Annotated in this window: 12 protein-coding genes; 5 read left to right on the top strand and 7 right to left on the bottom strand. The window is 66.9% G+C overall.

Annotated features, from left to right (window positions below; translation table 11 throughout):
• The first annotated feature begins 40 nt into the window (after window positions 1-40).
• Window positions 41-3,625: a proline dehydrogenase family protein gene (locus tag JSQ98_RS00210; protein ID WP_211647816.1), complete on the top strand. Its 3,585-nt coding sequence runs from the start codon at window positions 41-43 to the stop codon at window positions 3,623-3,625.
• The gene (locus JSQ98_RS00205; RefSeq protein ID WP_211647814.1) at window positions 3,625-4,644 is read left to right on the top strand and encodes a proline racemase family protein; all 1,020 of its coding nucleotides are present in this window, start codon (window positions 3,625-3,627) and stop codon (window positions 4,642-4,644) included. Before JSQ98_RS00210 ends, JSQ98_RS00205 begins: the two co-directional genes overlap by 1 nt.
• Window positions 4,645-4,650: 6 nt before the next feature.
• Here the strand turns inward: JSQ98_RS00205 and JSQ98_RS00200 are convergent, their stop codons facing one another.
• The 7 genes from JSQ98_RS00200 to JSQ98_RS00170 all read right to left on the bottom strand — a co-directional run bounded on the left by JSQ98_RS00200 (window position 4,651) and on the right by JSQ98_RS00170 (window position 13,743).
• Window positions 4,651-5,841: a metal-dependent hydrolase family protein gene (locus tag JSQ98_RS00200; RefSeq protein WP_211647813.1), complete on the bottom strand. Its 1,191-nt coding sequence runs from the start codon at window positions 5,839-5,841 to the stop codon at window positions 4,651-4,653.
• An 89-nt stretch (window positions 5,842-5,930) separates the two neighbouring features.
• Entirely contained in the window at window positions 5,931-7,646 is a 1,716-nt protein-coding gene (locus JSQ98_RS00195; RefSeq protein WP_211647812.1) for a hydantoinase B/oxoprolinase family protein, read from the bottom strand.
• A gap of 1 nt (window position 7,647) precedes the next feature.
• On the bottom strand, window positions 7,648-9,693 hold the full coding sequence (locus JSQ98_RS00190; protein ID WP_211647811.1) for a hydantoinase/oxoprolinase family protein: 2,046 nt from the start codon (window positions 9,691-9,693) through the stop codon (window positions 7,648-7,650).
• 134 nt (window positions 9,694-9,827) lie between these two features.
• Window positions 9,828-10,811, bottom strand: coding sequence for an ABC transporter permease (locus JSQ98_RS00185; RefSeq protein ID WP_211647810.1), 984 nt, complete (start codon window positions 10,809-10,811; stop codon window positions 9,828-9,830).
• Entirely contained in the window at window positions 10,808-12,346 is a 1,539-nt protein-coding gene (locus JSQ98_RS00180) for a sugar ABC transporter ATP-binding protein (protein WP_211647809.1), read from the bottom strand. The genes JSQ98_RS00185 and JSQ98_RS00180 overlap by 4 nt, the downstream gene beginning before the upstream one ends.
• Window positions 12,339-13,364: a sugar ABC transporter substrate-binding protein gene (locus tag JSQ98_RS00175; RefSeq protein WP_211647808.1), complete on the bottom strand. Its 1,026-nt coding sequence runs from the start codon at window positions 13,362-13,364 to the stop codon at window positions 12,339-12,341. Before JSQ98_RS00175 ends, JSQ98_RS00180 begins: the two co-directional genes overlap by 8 nt.
• A 49-nt stretch (window positions 13,365-13,413) precedes the next feature.
• Window positions 13,414-13,743 (bottom strand): hypothetical protein, encoded by a 330-nt coding sequence (locus JSQ98_RS00170; RefSeq protein ID WP_200329700.1) that lies wholly within the window; start codon window positions 13,741-13,743, stop codon window positions 13,414-13,416.
• A 131-nt stretch (window positions 13,744-13,874) separates the two neighbouring features.
• Here JSQ98_RS00170 and JSQ98_RS00165 point away from each other — a divergent pair, with 131 nt between their 5' ends.
• The 3 genes from JSQ98_RS00165 to JSQ98_RS00155 are packed head-to-tail and all read left to right on the top strand — an operon-like array spanning window position 13,875 to window position 17,729.
• Window positions 13,875-15,188 carry a hydantoinase/oxoprolinase family protein gene (locus JSQ98_RS00165; protein ID WP_211647807.1) on the top strand — a complete coding sequence of 438 codons (1,314 nt, stop codon included), beginning with the start codon at window positions 13,875-13,877 and terminating at the stop codon, window positions 15,186-15,188.
• A complete protein-coding gene (locus tag JSQ98_RS00160) occupies window positions 15,175-16,251 on the top strand; it encodes an S-methyl thiohydantoin desulfurase domain-containing protein (protein WP_200329704.1) in 1,077 nt (358 codons plus the stop codon). Before JSQ98_RS00165 ends, JSQ98_RS00160 begins: the two co-directional genes overlap by 14 nt.
• Window positions 16,251-17,729: a PucR family transcriptional regulator gene (locus JSQ98_RS00155; protein ID WP_211647805.1), complete on the top strand. Its 1,479-nt coding sequence runs from the start codon at window positions 16,251-16,253 to the stop codon at window positions 17,727-17,729. Before JSQ98_RS00160 ends, JSQ98_RS00155 begins: the two co-directional genes overlap by 1 nt.
• The last annotated feature ends 42 nt before the right edge of the window (window positions 17,730-17,771 follow it).

Below are 17,771 nucleotides of genomic sequence, written 5' to 3'. Positions count from 1 at the left end.
CGCGACGCCGCGTCCCATTCCCCGTCCAGAGAGGCCGACCATGAGCACCGCCGACGACATTCGCCCCCAGGAACTCGCGGATGAGGCGATCTCGCTCGTGCGACGCTGGCTGGCGGAGGCCGCGGAGATCCCGACCGACGCAGCGGCAGCGCGCCTCGCAGGCGTGCTCCGCGACCCGAACGGGCTCGACTTCACGGTCGGATTCGTCGACGGCGTCGTGCGCCCGGAAGATCTCGCCGTCGCCGCGAAGAAACTGCGCGAGCTCGTGCCCATGACCCCCTCCTTCCTGCCCGCGCCGATGCGAGGAGCGATCGGCGCCGGCGGCGCACTCGCCGCCCCGCTCCCCGGCGTCGTGGTGCCGATCGCACGGCGCGTGCTGCGACAACTCGTGAGCCACCTGATCATCGATGCCAGCGACGCGAAGCTGGGGCCCGCGATCAGCAAGATCACCCGCGACGGCGTGCGACTGAACATGAATCTGCTCGGCGAGGCCATCCTCGGCCAGGGCGAGGCCGAACGTCGCCTGGCCGGCACGCATCGACTGCTCGCCCGCGACGACATCGACTACGTCTCGATCAAGGTCTCCGCGACCGTCTCGCCGCACAACCACTGGGCGTTCGACGAAGCGGTCGATCACATCGTGCAGCAGCTGCTCCCGCTCTTCGAACGCGCGGTTCTCGCTTCCCCGCAGAAGTTCATCAATCTCGACATGGAGGAGTACAAGGACCTCGATCTCACCCTTGCGGTCTTCACCCGCCTGCTCGACCGGCCCGAATTCGCGCACCTGGAGGCCGGCATCGTGCTGCAGGCGTACCTGCCCGATGCGCTGGGCGCGATGATGCGGCTGCAGCACTGGTCGGCCCAGCGCGTAGCGCGCGGCGGTGCTCCGATCAAGGTGCGCGTGGTCAAGGGTGCGAACCTCCCGATGGAACTCGTCGACGCCGCGATCCACGGCTGGCCGTCGGCGACCTGGCCGACGAAGCAGGCCTCGGATACGGGGTACAAGGCGGTGCTCGACTACGCACTCCACCCGGACCGCGTGCGCAACGTGCGCATCGGCGTCGCCGGCCACAACCTCTTCGACGTCGCACTCGCCTGGCTTCTCGCGCAACGTCGTGGCGCGACGGAGGGCATCGAGTTCGAGATGCTGCTGGGCATGGCGACGGGACAAGCCGAAGCCGTGCGACGTGAAGTGGGGCATCTGCTGCTCTACGTGCCGGTCGTGCACCCCGAGGAGTTCGACGTTGCCATCGCCTATCTCATCCGTCGTCTCGAGGAGGGAGCGAGCACCGAGAACTTCATGTCCGCCGTCTTCGAGCTGCACGACCGTGCCGAGTTGTTCGAGCGCGAACGAGAGCGCTTCTCGGCCTCGCTCGCAGATCTCGAGGCGATCACCGCAGACGGAGATCCGGAGCATTACCGGGTGCCGTCGCCGAATCGCACTCAAGATCGCGGAGCCGCGTCTGACGCACCCGTGCCCGAGCGCCTCGCCGATCCAGCGACCACCGCACGCATCGAGCAGCGAGTGGCTGCGGGCGCCGAGGGATTTCGCAATACACCAGACACCGACCCAGATCTCCCCGGCAATCGCGCCTGGGGTCGGTCGATCGCCGCACGTATGATCGACTCCGACCTGGGCTCGGCGACGGTCGCGGCTGCGCGCATCACCGACGCCGGCGCGCTCGACGCCGCGGTCGAACGCGGGCGCGCGGCGTCATCGGGGTGGCAAGCGCTCGGCGCCGACGAGCGGGCGCGGATCCTGCACCGCGCCGGCGAGGCGCTCGAGGCGCGACGCGGCGAACTGCTCGAAGTCATGGGCGCCGAGTGCGGCAAGACGCTCGACCAGGGCGATCCCGAGGTGTCGGAGGCCATCGACTTCGCGCACTACTACGCGGCGCTCGGTCAAGACCTCGAATACGTCGACGGCGCGCGATTCGTGCCGCAACGACTCGTCGCGGTGATTCCGCCGTGGAATTTTCCGGTGGCCATTCCCGCAGGAGGAGTGCTCGCCGCGCTCGCGTCGGGTGCGAGCGTCATCATCAAGCCTGCGGCGCAGTCCGCGCGCTCTGGCGCGGTGATGGTCGAAGCGCTCTGGGAGGCCGGAGTACCGCGCGATGTGCTGCAACTCCTGCAGTTCGGCGACCGCGAACTCGCATCCAGCTTCGTCTCCGACCCGCGCGTCGATCGGCTGATCCTGACCGGCGCGTACGAGACCGCCGAGACCTTCCGCGCCCTCCGCGAGGACCTCCCGATCCTGGCCGAGACGAGCGGCAAGAACGCCATCATCGTCACGCCGAACGCGGACCTCGATCTCGCCGCCCGCGACGTCGCCCAGTCGGCGTTCGGGCACGCCGGCCAGAAATGCTCGGCCGCCTCACTCGTCGTACTGGTCGGCTCCGTCGCGCGATCCCAGCGATTCCGCGGGCAGCTGCTCGATGCGGTGCGATCGCTGAAGGTCGGCACCCCCGATCGGCTCACCAGCCAGATGGGGCCGCTGATCGGCGCGCCGACGGGCAAACTGCTGCGCGGACTCACGGAACTCGGACCCGGCCAGCGCTGGGCCATCGAACCGAAGCCGATCCTCTCGGATCACCCGCTCGCCGTGGATCGACACGGCGACGCCAAGCTCTGGTCGCCCGGAGTGCGCGACGGGGTGCAGCGCGGCAGCGAATACCATCTCACCGAGTACTTCGGCCCGATCCTCGGCATCATGACCGCTGAGACGCTGGAGGAAGCGATCGACATCGTCAACGACATCGAGTACGGGCTGACGAGCGGACTCCACTCGCTCGACCGCGACGAGCTCGAACACTGGCTCGCCCGCATCGAGGCGGGCAACCTGTATGTCAATCGCGGCATCACCGGGGCCATCGTGCGGCGGCAGCCCTTCGGGGGCTGGAAGAAGTCGGCGATCGGTGCTGGCACGAAGGCCGGCGGCCCGAGCTACCTCTACGGCCTCGGCGACTGGGTCGATGCTGCGAGCACGGCACCGCTTCGCGCTCCGCTCCCGGCCGCGGCTCGCCTGGTCACCGCTGCCGAGCAGGCGGGAATCTGCGGCGCTGACCTCGCCTGGCTGCGAGCCGCACTCGGTTCGGACGCCGTGGCGTGGGAGCAGGAATTCGGCGCTCGCCGCGACGCGTCGGGCATCGGCGTCGAGCGCAATGTGCTGAGATATCTGCCGACCTCCGTCGTGATCCGCGCGGCCGCCGATGCGCAGCCCGCGCGGGTGCTGCGCGCGGTCGCCGCGGGAATCGGAGCCGGGGCGAAGCCGCAGCTCAGCACACCGGTCGCCCTCCCCGCCCCGATCGTCGCAGCGCTCGAAGCAGTGGGAGTGCGCATCGCCTTCGAGGACACCGCCGCTTGGAAGGCCCGCGTGGCCGCGCTCGCGGCGCGCCGGGGCCCGCATTCCGGCGCGCGGGTGCGCATCGTCGCCGAGGAGTCGCGAGCGGACGTCGTCCGCGAGGTCGCAGCCGCGGCTCAGGGCAAGCCCGACATCGCGGTCTACGGGGGGCCCGTCGTGGGCGCCGGGCGAGTCGAGATGCTGCCGCACCTCCGCGAACAGGCCGTGTCGATCACCGCGCACCGTTTCGGTACGCCCAGCCGGTTGAGCGAGGGGGTCATCTGATGCCGAACGGAATCGCGACGGCCGACTATCACACGGCCGGGGAGCCGTTTCGCATCGTTCACGCCGATGCACCGGTGCCGGACGGAGTGACGGTCGCCGACCGTCGCATCGCCGCGATGGCAGACGATGCGGGGGCCGACAGCGTGCGCGGGCTCCTCTGCCGGGAGCCCCGCGGCCATGCCGACATGTACGGAGGATTCGTCGTCCCGCCAGACCCGGCCGATCAGGATGCAGCGCACTTCGGCGTTCTCTTCTGGCATCAGGACGGCTTCTCGACCGCGTGCGGTCATGGATCCATCGCGCTGGGGGTCTGGGCGACCGATACCGGACTCGTGGAGAGCGATCCGGATGGCGTGACCGACGTGCGGATCGACGTTCCCTCGGGGCGTGTCGTGACCTCGGTCGAGCGTTCGGAGGGGCGTCTCGTCCGTGCGACGTTCCGCAACGTCGCGTCGCACGTCATCGCACGCGACGTCGAGATCTCGACCTCGCGAGGGCGCGTTCGAGTCGACCTCAGCTTCAGCGGGGCGATCTACGCGTCCGTGCGTGCGTCCGACGTCGGCCTGTCGGTCTCACCCGAGCACTACTCCTCCCTGATCGATTTCGGGCGAGAGGTCAAATGGGTGCTGAACGATGCCCCGGAGGCCCAGCACGCAGCCGATCATCGGCTGTCGGGCGTCTACGGAACGATCCTGTGGGACGACCTCGGCCACGGCGATGCCGGGCCGCGACAGCGAAACGTCACGGTGTTCGCCGACGGCGAGGTGGATCGTTCGCCGTGCGGTTCCGGGACGGGCGCGCGGGTCGCCTTACTCGCGGCGTCAGGCGAACTCGCCGCGGACGAAGTACTCGAGCACCGCTCCATCATCGACACCGCGTTCGAGGCGCGATGGGAACCGGCGATGGATCACCCCGAGGCCGTCATCCCGCTCGTATCGGGCACGGCGCATCGCACCGGTGAGCACCGCTTCTTCCTCGACTTCGACGACGACCTCGGTCGAGGCTTCGTGCTGCGCTGATCGCAGCTACGCGACTCTGCGACCCGCCTGCACCACCGCCGCCCGGGCGTCCGCCTCCCACAATGCCGCCGGTTCATGCAACGGATCGGCGGCGAGAAGGACCGCGTCGCCGTACGCTCCCGCCCGGAGGCGCCCGAGTGCCGGGTCCCCGATCAGCTCTGCGTTCACCTGAGTCATCGACCGAAGTGCGGCGGCAGCACCGCTTGCCGATACTTGGAGCCGCACGCCCTGCAGCTGGTCGTCCTCGAGGTCACCCATCAGATCGCTCCCGAACCCGACTCGAACTCCTGCGGCGAGCGCGAGTCGCACGGCTTCCTGCCCCTTCGAGAGTACCTCGGAGTTCTTTTCGAGCGAGGTCGCGTTGAGGCCGATCTCTGCACCGCGGCGGTCCATAGCATCATAGGCGGCGAGCGTCGGCACGAGGAACGCGCCGCACGTGGCCATGAGCTCCGCAGTCTGGAGGTCGATGAGATTTCCATGCTCGATCGATCGCACGCCGTTCTCGATCGAGTGCCGCACCGCCTCTGGAGAGTAAGCGTGAGCCGCGACATAGCTCCCGCGGCGGGTTGCCTCTTCGACGACCGCGCGGATCTCCTCCGCGGAGTACTGCGGCACGCGGATCGGATCCGACAGCGAGAACACGCCGCCCGAAGTCATGATCTTGATCGCGTGCGCACCCGTTCGGAGGCGCTCGCGGACTGCAACCCGGAGTGCGTCGACCCCGTCGACCACCTCGCACATGTGCCCGTGGGAAAAACAGACGTCGATGTGCGCAGCTCGGGGGTCGCCGTGGCCACCTGTCTGGCTGAGCGCGGCACCCGTGAAGTGATACCGGGGAGACGGGATGAGCCCGCGATCGATCGCTCTGGCGAGTCCGATGTCGCCCCCGGCGACGTCGCGGACGGTTGTGAACCCGCGTCGCAGAGCGCTCTCCAGCCGACGGGCGCCGTTGATCGCCGCGAAACTCAACGGTCCCCGCTCGTTCTCAAATCCGTCCATGCTCGTGGCGTACGCGTGGAAGTGCGCATCGATGAGCCCCGGCACAGCCCAGGTGCCCGAGCCGTCAAGCGTTTCGCGCGGCCCATCGGCTGCGCGTTCTTCGCTCACGAACCCGTCGACGATATCGATGTCCCGTTCATCGAAGCCGCGACCATTCCACACGCGTGCACCGATGATTGTCAGATTTCCCTGGCGCATGCGCGCCCCTTCCACTCGCTTGTTCGACTGCCTGGTGCTCGCTATCGGAGCAGTATCCGGGCCGCCGAGGCTCGGCGGCCCGGATACTGCTACGCGGAAACGGCCGCCCGGAGCGACGCCGTTTCAACGGCGTCGACCCTGAACTGCTCGGTGACCGCTACCCCGTAATCGCGCGTTGCGGATTCGTGGGACACGAATCCATTGCGTACGTCGTTAGCGACGGCCTCCGGGTCGCGTTCGAATGGGTTGCCGTACCCTCCTCCCCCGCCGGTCTCGTTGACGAGCACGTCATCGGCGTCGAGGTGGTTGTAACTGCCGCCCTGCACGACTTCGCGATCGGTGCCTGGGTTCAGCACTACCTGGTTCGGTTTGCCGGTGGCTCCCCCATCGATCGACCAGGGCTCGGTCTTGGTCTTGTACACCAGGCAGATACCGGTGGCGGGCGCCGTAAACCGATACGAGCGACTCACGCCCACACCTCCGCGGAAGCGGCCGGCACCCCCGGTATCGGCGCGGTAGCCGTAGTGCTCGATGATCATCGAAGACTTCGCCTCGAGCACTTCCACAGGGTTGTTTCGGCAACCCGGCTCCGACAGGTGCATGATGCCGTCCTCACCGTCGTGCGTCGCCGTTCCGCCAAAACCGACCGCCTCGTTCGTCGCCTCCTGCCATGGTTCGCCGGTTCGCGGATTCACACCGAGCCCCATCATCGAGCAGACGTCGCCGCCCGAGCACGCCGGCACCAGTTCCGGCATGCCCTGTGCGAGCGCCTTGAGAATCACTTCTCCGGCGAGCAGGCCCGTCCACAGGGTGAACGTCGGCATCGGCGGCACCGCGTGCATCACCGAGCCGGGCACCGTCACGACGCGCAACGGGGCGAAGTTGCCCGCGACGACGGGAGACTCGGGCGTAGTGAGCGACTTGAAGATCAAGCTCGACAGCGCCTCCGTCTGTCCTGGTGGGAGGTTGATCGGGCCCCGCACGTTCTCAGCGCTCCCCGTCCAATCGACGACCATCTCATCGTCCGTCACGGTAACGGTGCACTGCAGCTTGACGAGTTCGTCTTTCGTGATCCCGTCGTCGTCGACATAGTCGACCGCGCTCCACGTTCCTTTCGGCAGCTTCGCGAGGGCGAGGCGCGCCAGACGCTCCCCGTGCGCGTTGATGGTCTCCATGGCCTGAGTCAGCACCGCCACCCCGTACTTGCTCGCGAGCTCTTGCGTGCGCCGCACTCCAGTGACCACTGCGGAGACCTGCGCCTGGATATCGCCGATCGTGTGCTTGGGCATCCGGCTGTTGAAGCGAATCACGTTGAACACGTCGTCATTGCGCACCCCTCGGCGGTACAACTTCGAGGCCGGGAGCACCAGGCCCTCCTGCGAGCGGTCCGTGGAGTCGAGCACGTACCCCGGATCCTTCTGATTGAGATCGGTCACATGGACCCGGCACGAGGCGTACCCGATGAGCTTCCCCTCAGCGTGTATCGGCGCGAAGACGAGCGGATCGAGCGTGTGCGCGCTCGACCAGTACGGGTAGTTGATGATGAAGACGTCGCCCGGCTCCATCGCCTCTTCCCCGAGGAACTCGATCGAATGCTTGATGCCCGCGTCGTTGCCGCGCGTGAACACAGCGATTCCCGGCGCATCGGCAACGACGTCGCCGCGCACGTCGTGCAGCCCGATGCCGTAGTCGTGAATCTCGTACACGACGGTGTTGTACGCCGTGCGGCAGAGATTGCGGGCGATCTCCTCCGCAGCCGCGAGCAGTCCGTGCCTGATGATCTCGGTCGTGATCGCATCGGCCATGTCAGACCTCCTTCAGTTCGTTCTGGATCGAGATGACGAGTTCGCCGTACGCGCCGACCTCGAGTCGGTCTCCGGCATGGAGCACGGTCGTCGCGGTGTGCTCGGTGATGACCGCCGGGCCGTCGATGACGTCGCCCGCGAAGAGCTCCTCGCGAGCCACGAGCGCGTAGTCGCGGGTGCGGTCCCCCTCGAGCACGACCTCACGTACCCGCGTTCGCGGCCCGTCGCCGCTGCGCCGATCAATCTTCGGGATCTCAGGCTTGTCGACGACGCCGACAGCACCGAGACGCAGGGTCGTGGTCTCCACCGGGTCGTCCATCGTGTGCCCGTACTGCCGCAGATGCAGCCGATCGAACTCACCGCGAATCTCGACTCGAGGATCGGCGCTCCCGACGGGATAGTCGACGGTCACCGCGTGCTCCTGCCCGGAGTAGCGGACGGCGACGACGCGGTTGAAACGCATGCGATCCTCGGCGAATCCTTCTGCGGCGAGGGTGGCGCGCGCCTCCGCCTCCATTCCGGCGAACAGCGCATCGGCTGCTTCGGCGTCGAGCTCGTCGAGCGCCTGAATGCTCGTCCTCGAATAGTCATGCTGCACGTCGGCCATGAGCATACCGAGGGCCGAGAACGCTCCCTGACCGGGAGGCACGATCACCTCCGGTATTCCGAGCTCACGCGCCACGTCGACCGCGACGAGACCGCCCCCGCCGCCGAACGACAGCAACGCGAAATCCTGCGGGTCGTGACCGAGTTCGATGGTGATCGCTCGCACGGCGCCCATGATCTTGGTGTTCGAGATCTGCACCATGCCGCGCGCGAGCTGGGTCGGAGTCAGTTCGAGTTCGGCCGCGATCGGTGCCAGGGCCTCCAGCGCCCGCTCGCGATCGAGCGCGAGCTCGCCCCCGAGCGGGGTGTCGACGCCCAGGTAGCCGATCGCCAGGGCAGCATCGGTGAAGGTCGGTTCGGTACCTCCCCGACCGTACGCGGCCGGCCCCGGCATCGCACCGGCGCTCTTCGGCCCGACCTGCAGTGCGCCCGCCTCGTCGAGGTATCCGAGCGACCCCCCGCCCGCGCCGATGGTATGGATGTACAGGGACGGCGTGTTGATCGGCAGCCCTTCGAACTCGGCACCGTGGTAGAGCACGGGAGCGCCGTTCTGCACGAGCGAAGCATCGAGACTGGTCCCACCCATATCGATCGTGATGAGATTGGGCCGCCCGATGAGCTTCGAGAAGGCGGCCGCGCCGACGACGCCGCCGGCAGGACCCGAGAGAATGAGGTTGACCGGCTGCTCTCGCGCTGCCGACGCCGTCATAGCGCCTCCTCCGGAACGAGACATCAGGAACCGGCCGTCGAAACCCCGTTCATCGAGCTCTGATTCGAGAGCCCGGAGGTAACTGCGCATGATCGGCTTGATGTACGCATCGAGCACCGCGGTGCTCGTGCGCTCGTACTCGCGGTACTCCCGAGAGAGATCGTGCGACAGGGTGACCTCGACATCGGGGGCCTCCTCGGCCAGAATCTCGCGCATGCGAAGCTCGTGGTCCGGGTTGGCGTACGCGTGCAGGAACGCGACGGCCACGGCTTCGTATCGGCGCGCACCGATTTCACGCGCAACTCGCCTGGCGTCCTCTTCGTCAAGCGGTATCGCGATGGACCCGTCGAACATGCTGCGCTCCACCACCTCGAACGTGTCGTAACGCTCCAGCAATGGAGCCGGCTTTCGGTAGGCGATGTCGTACATGACTCGCCGATCGGTGCGCCCGAGCAGATAGACGTCCCGGAACCCAGCGGTGGCGACCGTGGCGATGCGGGCTCCCGTCCGGGTGAGCAGCGAGTTCAGTCCCAGCGTGCTGCCGTGGTTGAACGTCGACACCTCGCGGGTATCGGCGCCGGCCTTGTCGAATGCGGAGAGCACTCCGGAGGTGGGTTCACTCGGAGTCGTGGGAACCTTCTCGAACCTCAGCTCCCCGGTGCCGGGGTCGAGTTTCACGACATCGGTGAAGGTGCCGCCGACATCGACTGCGATGCGGATATGTGCTGTCATCTTGAGTCCTTCCAGGGTGGTGTGCGGGGTGACCCGGTGACATTCGGGCGCAACGATGCGTCCTGATGCTGCGAGATCCGGATATCAGGAGGCGCGCTGCACGCCGAATGCGGGGGGGGGGGGGATCGGTTCGGCTAGCGTTTTCCTCTGCCTGATGCGGCGAGGCCGACTGCCGCGAGGATGATGAATCCGGTGACCATGTCCTTGAGCTGCGGGTTCAAGTTGAGCAGGTCGAACCCGTTGCCGATCATCGCGATGAGGAACACGCCTGCGACCGACCTCCAGACCGCGCCGACGCCGCCGTAAATGCTCGTACCGCCGAGAATCACGGCAGCGATGGCGCTCAATTCAAGACCGGCGCCCGCGAGGGGTTGACCCGAGGCGATGCGGGAGACCCCGATCGCGGCCGCGGTTCCCGCCGCGAGGCCGCTGATCACGAAGACGATGATGCGGGTGCGGTCGACATGGATGCCGGAGAGTTCCGCGGCCTCAGCATTCCCGCCGACCGCGTAGACCCGCCGACCGAAGACCGTGCGCGACAGGAGGAACCACAGCGCCGCAACGACCGCGATCATCACTAATACGGCGACGAAAATACCGCCGACACGGTCGCGACCGAGTGCCGTGAAGCCCGGGGTCGTCACCGTGATGAGGCTTCCACCGGTGATCAGCACCGCAAGCGTCGTGAAGATCATCGATGACGCAAGCGTCGCCAAAAACGAGTGCACCCGGAGCCGGGTGATGACCACCCCGTTGAATGCTCCGAGCACCAACCCGACGAGCGGCGCCGCGAGCAACGCGATCCACACGTTCCCGATCGAGACCGCGAGCCAGGCGGCGAGCACCCCCGCGACGCTGTAGATCGCGCCGGTCGAGAGGTCGAAATTCCCTGAGATGATGACGAACGTGCCGGCGGCTGCGATGATGACGAGCGGCGCATTCTGGTTCAAGATGTTGACGATGTTGCCGAACGTGAAGAACGACGGCGAGAGGATCGCGAGCGCGATCAGCACTGCGGCCAGCAGCAGCAGCACCGCGTATTCGATCGCGAGTTCCTTCAGCGAGAACTGCTTTCGGGCGCGGGTGCGCGTCGCTGTGGTGTTGGCGGCTTCGCTCACGCTGCCGTCTCCTCTCGGGGGGTCACATTGAACAGTCGGTGGAGCACATCCTCGACAGTCGTGTGCTCCGGGATGATCTCGTCGAACGTGCGCCCTCCCGACACCAGGTAGGCGCGATGGGCGAGTTCCATGATCTCCTCGTGCTCGGAGGAGATCAGCAGCACCGCGATGCCCTCGGCGGCGAGTCGGGCTACGAGATCGTAAATGGTGCGTTTCGCACCGACGTCGACGCCTCGCGTTGGCTCATCCAGGATGACGACGCGGGGCTGCGCCGCGAGCGCCTTGCCGAGCAGGGCCTTCTGCTGGTTGCCGCCCGAGAACCACGAAACGGGGAGCTCGATGTCGGGTGGCCGCATCTGCAATGATTCGGCGAGGTCCTTCGCGACGTGCTTCTCGGAGCCCCGCGTGACGATCCCGTACCGCGTGCGCGCGCTCAGGCTCGACAGCGCGATGTTCTCGCGCACGGAGCGCTGCAGCACCAGGCCGTCTTTGTGTCGGTCCTCCGAGACGAGCACGAGCCCCGCTTCGATCGATTCCCGGGGTGACCGCCCCGTCCAATCCCGGCCTCCGAGCTCCACGCTGCCGCCCGCCGTCTTGTCGACGCCGAACACGGCGCGCAGGCATTCGGTTCGACCGCTGCCGACCAGGCCGAGAAGGCCGACGATCTCGCCGGGGCGCACATCGAAGCTCATCGCCGCGCCTCCCGTCTCGGTGCGCAGGTCCCGAACGCGCAGTACTGGAGGGATCGACGCGGGAGGCGCTGCACCGCGCTCGGGGAACGCCTGCTCGAGCTCCCTTCCGAGCATCGAGGTGACGATGTCGTGCTTGACCACGGTACTGGCTTGCACGCTCTCGATGCGACGGCCATCGCGCATGACCGTGATGCGGTCGGCGACTCCCAGCACGGAATCGAGGAAGTGGGAGACGTAGATCACGCCGCACCCGCGGTCGCGGAGCGCGCGCATCAGATTCTCCAACTGGGACATCTCATACGCGGTGAGCGAGGAGGTCGGCTCGTCCATGACGATGATCCGCGCGTTGCGCGCGAGAGCGCGGAGAATCTCGACCTTCTGCTGATCTGCGATCCGCAGATCCCGCACTCGCATCCGCGGATCGAGCCCGAAGCCGGTCTCGGCGTCGAGCGCGGCGAATCGCTCGTTCAGGTTGCGACGCTCGATTCCGAAGCGATGCTGCTCCGCTCCGAGAAAGACGTTCTGAGCGACCGTGAGGTCGGGCACGAGGGCGAGCTCCTGCGCGATCATGGCGACGCCTTGCTTCTGCGCAATGGCTGGGTTCCACTTGTCGATGACTGATCCGTTCACGACGACGGCGCCCGCGTCAGCGGCGTACACGCCGGCGATGATCTTGCCGAGCGTCGACTTCCCTGCGCCGTTCTCCCCGACGAACGCGTGGATCTCTCCGCCTCGGATCTCGAGCGAAACGTCGTCGAGCGCCTGGGTCGCGCCGAACCGCTTATCGACGCCCCGCAGCTCGAGGAGCACCTCCTGCGCGCGGTCGCGGGTCGCTTCAGCCATTCCACTCGCCCGTGTAATCGGGGGCTGCCTCGAGATCCTCGCGGGTCACGATCGGGCCCATGTCGACGATCGAATCCGCGTCGATGACGCTCTCGACCGTCTCGCCGCGCAGGGCGTTGACGGCCTGTTCGAGGGCCGCCGACCCCATTGACACCGGAAAATTGAGGAAGTCGTTCGTCCAGATACCATCGCGCACCGCTTGCACCGCTTCGACGGTGCCACCGCCTCCCGTCAGGAACACGGATGCCGGATCGATGCCCGCGTTCTCCAGCGCGATCTGCGCGCCCAGCGTCTGCTGATCGGCGTTGCTCAGAATTCCATTGATGTCCGAATTCGCCTGCAGCAGATTACTGACGGCGGTGAGCGACTGGTCGCGATCGTACGCGCCCTCAACGGTGCCGACGATCTCGATGTTGTCGTGCTGCTCGAGTACGCCTTTCCACGCGTCGACGCGCTCGATGTCGAGCGGCGAGTTCAAGAGGCCGGCGAGCAGGCCGATCTTGCACGGATCGATGTCGGCGCAGTAGTCGACGACGGTCTCAGCCTGCAGTTCAGCGCCGTTCGCCGGTGGGGAGGCGACGGTCGACACGACGCCTTCGACTTGGGGCTCCATCTCGTTGATGTCGGGACCGATGGGATTGAGCACGCTCACGACCGGAAGATCACTGCCGAGGGGAAATGCCGCATTGAGGGCGGGCCCGTCGTGCGGCACAACGACCACCGCATCGGCCTGACCGGTCGTCCCTGCATTCTGAAGCTGCGAGAGCTGCGTATTCGCGTCGAACTGACCGTCTTGTATCTTCGTGTCGATGGTGATGCCGAGTTCGTCGGACAGCTCGGCCGCGCGTTGCTCGATGCCCTCGTACACCGCCTGGTTGTAGCCGTTCTGCGAGGACGAGGCGAGGAACACGATCGAGTAGCTGTCGCTGCTCGCACCGGAGTCGGCGCTGCAGGCGACGAGGGACGCGCCGAGGGCGAGCACTCCGGCGCCGGCCACGATTCGGGAGAGGTGCATCATTGCAATCTGCTTTCTTCAGTGGGTCGGGTGGTAGGGGGCGGAAGAGGAACTACTCGTCCGTGAACGACTCGCTCCCGACGCCGTGATCGACGCGGTAGAGCTTCGCGACACCGACCTCGGCACCTTCCAGGAGTTCCGGGAGCTGCGGGACGCGCTTGCCGCGCTCGGGGTGATCGATCCACTCCTGATAGGCCGCTGCATCTGGCCAGAGGGCGCTGACGATGATCTCGCCACTGCCGTCGATCGCGACGGAGATCTCCGAGCAGATCGCTCGTGTGAGGTCCAGCGACTGCTGCAGAATCTCCTGCGCTCGGTAGAGGCGCACGATCTCTTCCGAGCGGCCGGTGCGGGGTTGCAGAGTGAGGATGCTTCGAATCATGTGGTGAACTCGTACTCCGTCGTCGTCGTTCATGGAGGAGGGGGCTCCTGATTTCCAGCGATAACCTACTCCGGCGGCGCGAGCAGAGATTGTGCATCATGCACAATCCAGACGGCGCGTAGAATGCAGAAATGCGAATTGGCATGGCGGCCACCGCCAATGGCACGACTGGAATCCTGATCGACGACCGGGGAAAGATCCACGAAGAGCGCGTCGAGCAGCGGGGAGCGGAACTTTCCGAGATGGTGTCCGACATTCTCCGGCGGTTGAAACGCCGGGCGGCGAGTCCCGGCACGAATCCGATTCCACAGGCGATCACCATCGATGTGAGCGACGCGCTCACACCGAACCGCTCTGCGTCATTCATCGTCGTCCGCATCGCCCCTCGGCCTCCGGTCGATGCGGGCCATGAACTCTCGGACTCCGCCGAGAACAGGTATCGCACGCGGATCGTCCATGTCTCAGGAGGACATACGATCCTCGGAGACGAACTCGTCCCGCTCGATACCGCCGCTCTGATACGGATCGCTCGTTCAGCCGGGCGGGCGCCCAACTACGTCATTTCGGGCGTCGGGTCGCTCGTGAACCCGTCCCACGAACAGACCGCCGGACGCATCCTCCTCGAGCACTCCGAGCCGGCGAGCATTGAGTTCTCTCATCGCTTCTCGAGCAGCGCCATCGCCGTACGCGAACGAACCGCCGTGCTCAACAGTGCACTCACTCCCGGAGCGGCAGCTCTCGGCACCTCACTGGTGCTCGCGGTTGAAGCTGCGGCGCCGTTGTCACGCCTCTACGTCACCACGAACGACGGCGGATCGACGACGATCGCGCAACTCTCAGAGGCGCCCATCCATGCACTGCACGCCGGGCGCTCAACGGAGCTCATCGGGGCCGCCGCACTGTGCGGCATCGACGATGGTGCTCTGATCGTCGATGACGGAACTGCGCCATTCTTCGGCGAGATCATCGATGGAGTTCCGACCGTCGTCCCCACGCACCGCGCCTCCGGTCCTGCGGTCTCCACCCAGGCCGCCAATGTGAGAGGTGTCACTGATATCGAGTTGCACGGTGGCGCCGACCGACCACTCCTCGTGACCCACGGCGCCGACGGACCGAGCCCACTCGGCCTCTCCGCCCACTCCCACGCGGACCACAGTCTTCGTGCACTCGGAGCAGCGTGCGCCCCGCTCTCCGAGTGGGCCAACCGCGTGGTCGATGTCAGCAACGCGACGGAGATGGAGCAGGCCCTCGCGAACGCCCGCGCCCGTGTGGAAGCGCGGCTCGTATCCCTCGGTGCAGTTCCCGCGAGCATCCGCATTCCCGAATCCAGAGTGATCGCGACGGCCTACCAGCATCCGCGCGTGGTGACCGTGCGGGTGCGCGGCATCGCCGGCGAGAGTACGGGCTCCATTCTGACGGGAGGTGCAGCGCGTGCGCCTCGATGAGCAGGATGTCTCCCACCTGCGCGCAGGCGCCCTCTTCCTCGGCTGCGCTGCCGACCACGACTGGTGCACCGAGCAGATGGATCGCACGATCGCGCACATGCGCTCGCACGAGACCGAGGCGGAACTCAGATCGGTGGAGACATTCGAGAACGACGATCTGATCATCGCACTCGGCTTCGTCAACAGCGGGCTCCCGCTCTCTGATCTCAGACCGGTCGGGGACGAATTCCTGACGAGCCTCGCACTCGTCGAGCGTGCGTTCGGACGAGAGGCCGCCGGCTTCATCCCGCTCGCGGCCGCGAACATCAACTCACTCGTTCCCGTCCTGACGTCGCTGCAGACCGGGCGACCCGTAGTGGACGCGGATCCGATGGGTCGCGTGTTCCCGTTGCTCTACCAATCGGTGTTCACATTGGAAGGCCTGTCTGCTGGACCGATCGGTGCAACGGGTCCGGCCGGGGATTCGGCATTGCTCGAGGTGTCGGACACTCGTCGGGCCGAGCGACTCGTGCGTGCACTGGCCGGAGAGTTCGGCGGATGGGCGGCGACCGCGCTGTACCCGATGACGGCAGGAACACTCGCCAGGGCCGGCATTCTGGGAAGCGTGTCACGGATGATACGCATCGGAGCGGTACTGCAAGCTGCACAGCCGACGGCGGCGAAGCACGCTGCGCTGAGACGAAGCGAGGGGGTGAGGCGCATCATCCGGGCACGGGTCGCAGATGTCGCTGGCCTGTCGCGTCCGGCTCCGCCCGGCCAGCCCGACATGCCGTCGAGCGTCGTCTTCATCGAGGAGACGAGCGGGCGCATCGTGCAGATGGAGATTCAGAACGAGTTGCTCATGGTCATGGTCGACGGCGCCGTCGTCGCGGTGATGCCCGACATCATCACGATGCTCAGGCCCGAGGACGCGAGTGTCGCGGGATTGGACGACCTCTGGGTCGGCAACACGCTCGACATCGTCGTTCTCCCCGGCGCACCGCAGTGGTACACGCCCGCCGGGATCGACCTCGTCGGACCGGACGCGCTGCACCTGTGGCTGCGGGCGCGAGGAGGAAGATAATGCGACCGAACTCGCACGGGCTCGTCGAGCTCCGCGACCTCGCAGAGTCTTCGGACTTCGAAGATCTCGTCACCCTGCACCTCGCCGACCCGCGCAGCCCGGTGCGCGAGCTCGCACTGGTCACCGACATCGAGGAGATGACGTCGGTGGGCCCGGACACGCTGATCATGTTGACTCAGGAGGTGGCGCGCGGCGGATGGATGATCTCGGCGGCACTCCGCTACGCCTGGGAACGCCGAGCCTGCGCCCTCATCGTGCCGCACCAGGCGTTCACCGGGAGTGTCATCGATCTGGCAGAGCGTCTGGGTGTCTCACTGTTCACCACCGACATCGACATCCGCACCCTGGCCATCAGAACGGCGATCCACGTCGGGGTCGCGCGAGCCGATTCTCTGGCTCGATTGCACCGCTTCGCGACGAGAGTCTCCCTCTCAGCTGACATTCCTGCAGCCCTGGCGACGATCTCTGCGGAGCTGGAGGGCGCTCGCGTCGCTGTCCGTCTGGACGGGGGCGCAGTCCGATTCAGCACACCGGCCGAGCCGCACCCTCATCCCGGGAGCACCCGGGTGTGCGTTCCGCTCTCATCCCGGCCCCGCCCCGACCACCTCGTCGCGGAGACGCAGGACCCCGAGCGGATGCGAGCCGAGCAGGTGCTCGCGGCGGCCTCGCCAACGATTCGCGCGCTTCTGGCTGAAGAGCGCTTGAGTGAAACCGAGGCCTCGCTGCCGACGCTCTCGGTCGCGGCCCTGACCGGTCTCATCACCCCCGGCGGCACGATCGACTCCGTCGGGAGTGACGTCGCGGCCGAGTTGGGATGGTCGATCGACGGCGATTATTTCGTGGTGTTCTTCGCCTCGTCGTCTCAGGGCCGGATGGGTGCTGCAGTGCGTCAATTGTGGAACGACGTGTTCGGGCAACTCCCGCTCGCACGGATCGAGGACGGTTGGTTCGGCTTCGTTCCGAGCTCGGATGAGCATTCGCGCAGTGGCTTCGTCGCTGAGCTCCGATCGCACAGGCTGCGCCTGCAGGCGTTCGACCTCGCCGCAGGCGTGTCAGACGTGCTGACGGACATCGAGCATGCGGCACGTGGGCTTCGCGAGGCGTCGCTTGCGGCACGTCTGGCCACGAACGATGCGCTCTCGGTTCCTGCGATCGTGGAGTTCTCAGAGATCACGGCGGAAATTCTCCCGCGGGTGCTGCCGGGTCCTCTCGCGGCGCAACTCGCCAGCACGTTGCTCCCCGACCTTCTCGCCGATCCCGCGACGGATGAGCTCGTCGAAGCTGTGCTGGCGTACTTGGATCACCGCGGCTCGGTCTCGTCTGCGGCCGAACGCCTCGGAGTCCATCGCAACACACTGCAGGCACGGTTGGCGCGCGCCCAGCAGACGGGCGTGTCGCTTTCGGATCCGCAGTCGGTACTGCCGATGCACCTGCTCCTCGCGGCCCTGAAGCGCACCCGGGGCCGCCCAGCGGACTGAGCCGCTTCCGCATGCAGGCCGATGATCCACCCATCGGCTCCA

It is taken from the genome of Leucobacter manosquensis (assembly GCF_018304845.1).
GTDB lineage: Bacteria > Actinomycetota > Actinomycetes > Actinomycetales > Microbacteriaceae > Leucobacter > Leucobacter alluvii.
This window is presented reverse-complemented; position numbering and strand designations above follow the sequence as displayed.

Excerpts from the sequence above, each read along its gene's own strand:
- JSQ98_RS00195 (WP_211647812.1), bottom strand. The coding sequence starts at position 7,646 with ATGGCCGATGCGATCACGACCGAGATCATCAGGCACGGACTGCTCGCG.
- JSQ98_RS00155 (WP_211647805.1), top strand. The coding sequence starts at position 16,251 with ATGCGACCGAACTCGCACGGGCTCGTCGAGCTCCGCGACCTCGCAGAG.
- JSQ98_RS00165 (WP_211647807.1), top strand. The coding sequence starts at position 13,875 with ATGCGAATTGGCATGGCGGCCACCGCCAATGGCACGACTGGAATCCTG.
- JSQ98_RS00210 (WP_211647816.1), top strand. The coding sequence starts at position 41 with ATGAGCACCGCCGACGACATTCGCCCCCAGGAACTCGCGGATGAGGCG.
- JSQ98_RS00170 (WP_200329700.1), bottom strand. The coding sequence starts at position 13,743 with ATGATTCGAAGCATCCTCACTCTGCAACCCCGCACCGGCCGCTCGGAA.
- JSQ98_RS00180 (WP_211647809.1), bottom strand. The coding sequence starts at position 12,346 with ATGGCTGAAGCGACCCGCGACCGCGCGCAGGAGGTGCTCCTCGAGCTG.
- JSQ98_RS00190 (WP_211647811.1), bottom strand. The coding sequence starts at position 9,693 with ATGACAGCACATATCCGCATCGCAGTCGATGTCGGCGGCACCTTCACC.
- JSQ98_RS00200 (WP_211647813.1), bottom strand. The coding sequence starts at position 5,841 with ATGCGCCAGGGAAATCTGACAATCATCGGTGCACGCGTGTGGAATGGT.
- JSQ98_RS00175 (WP_211647808.1), bottom strand. The coding sequence starts at position 13,364 with ATGATGCACCTCTCCCGAATCGTGGCCGGCGCCGGAGTGCTCGCCCTC.
- JSQ98_RS00205 (WP_211647814.1), top strand. The coding sequence starts at position 3,625 with ATGCCGAACGGAATCGCGACGGCCGACTATCACACGGCCGGGGAGCCG.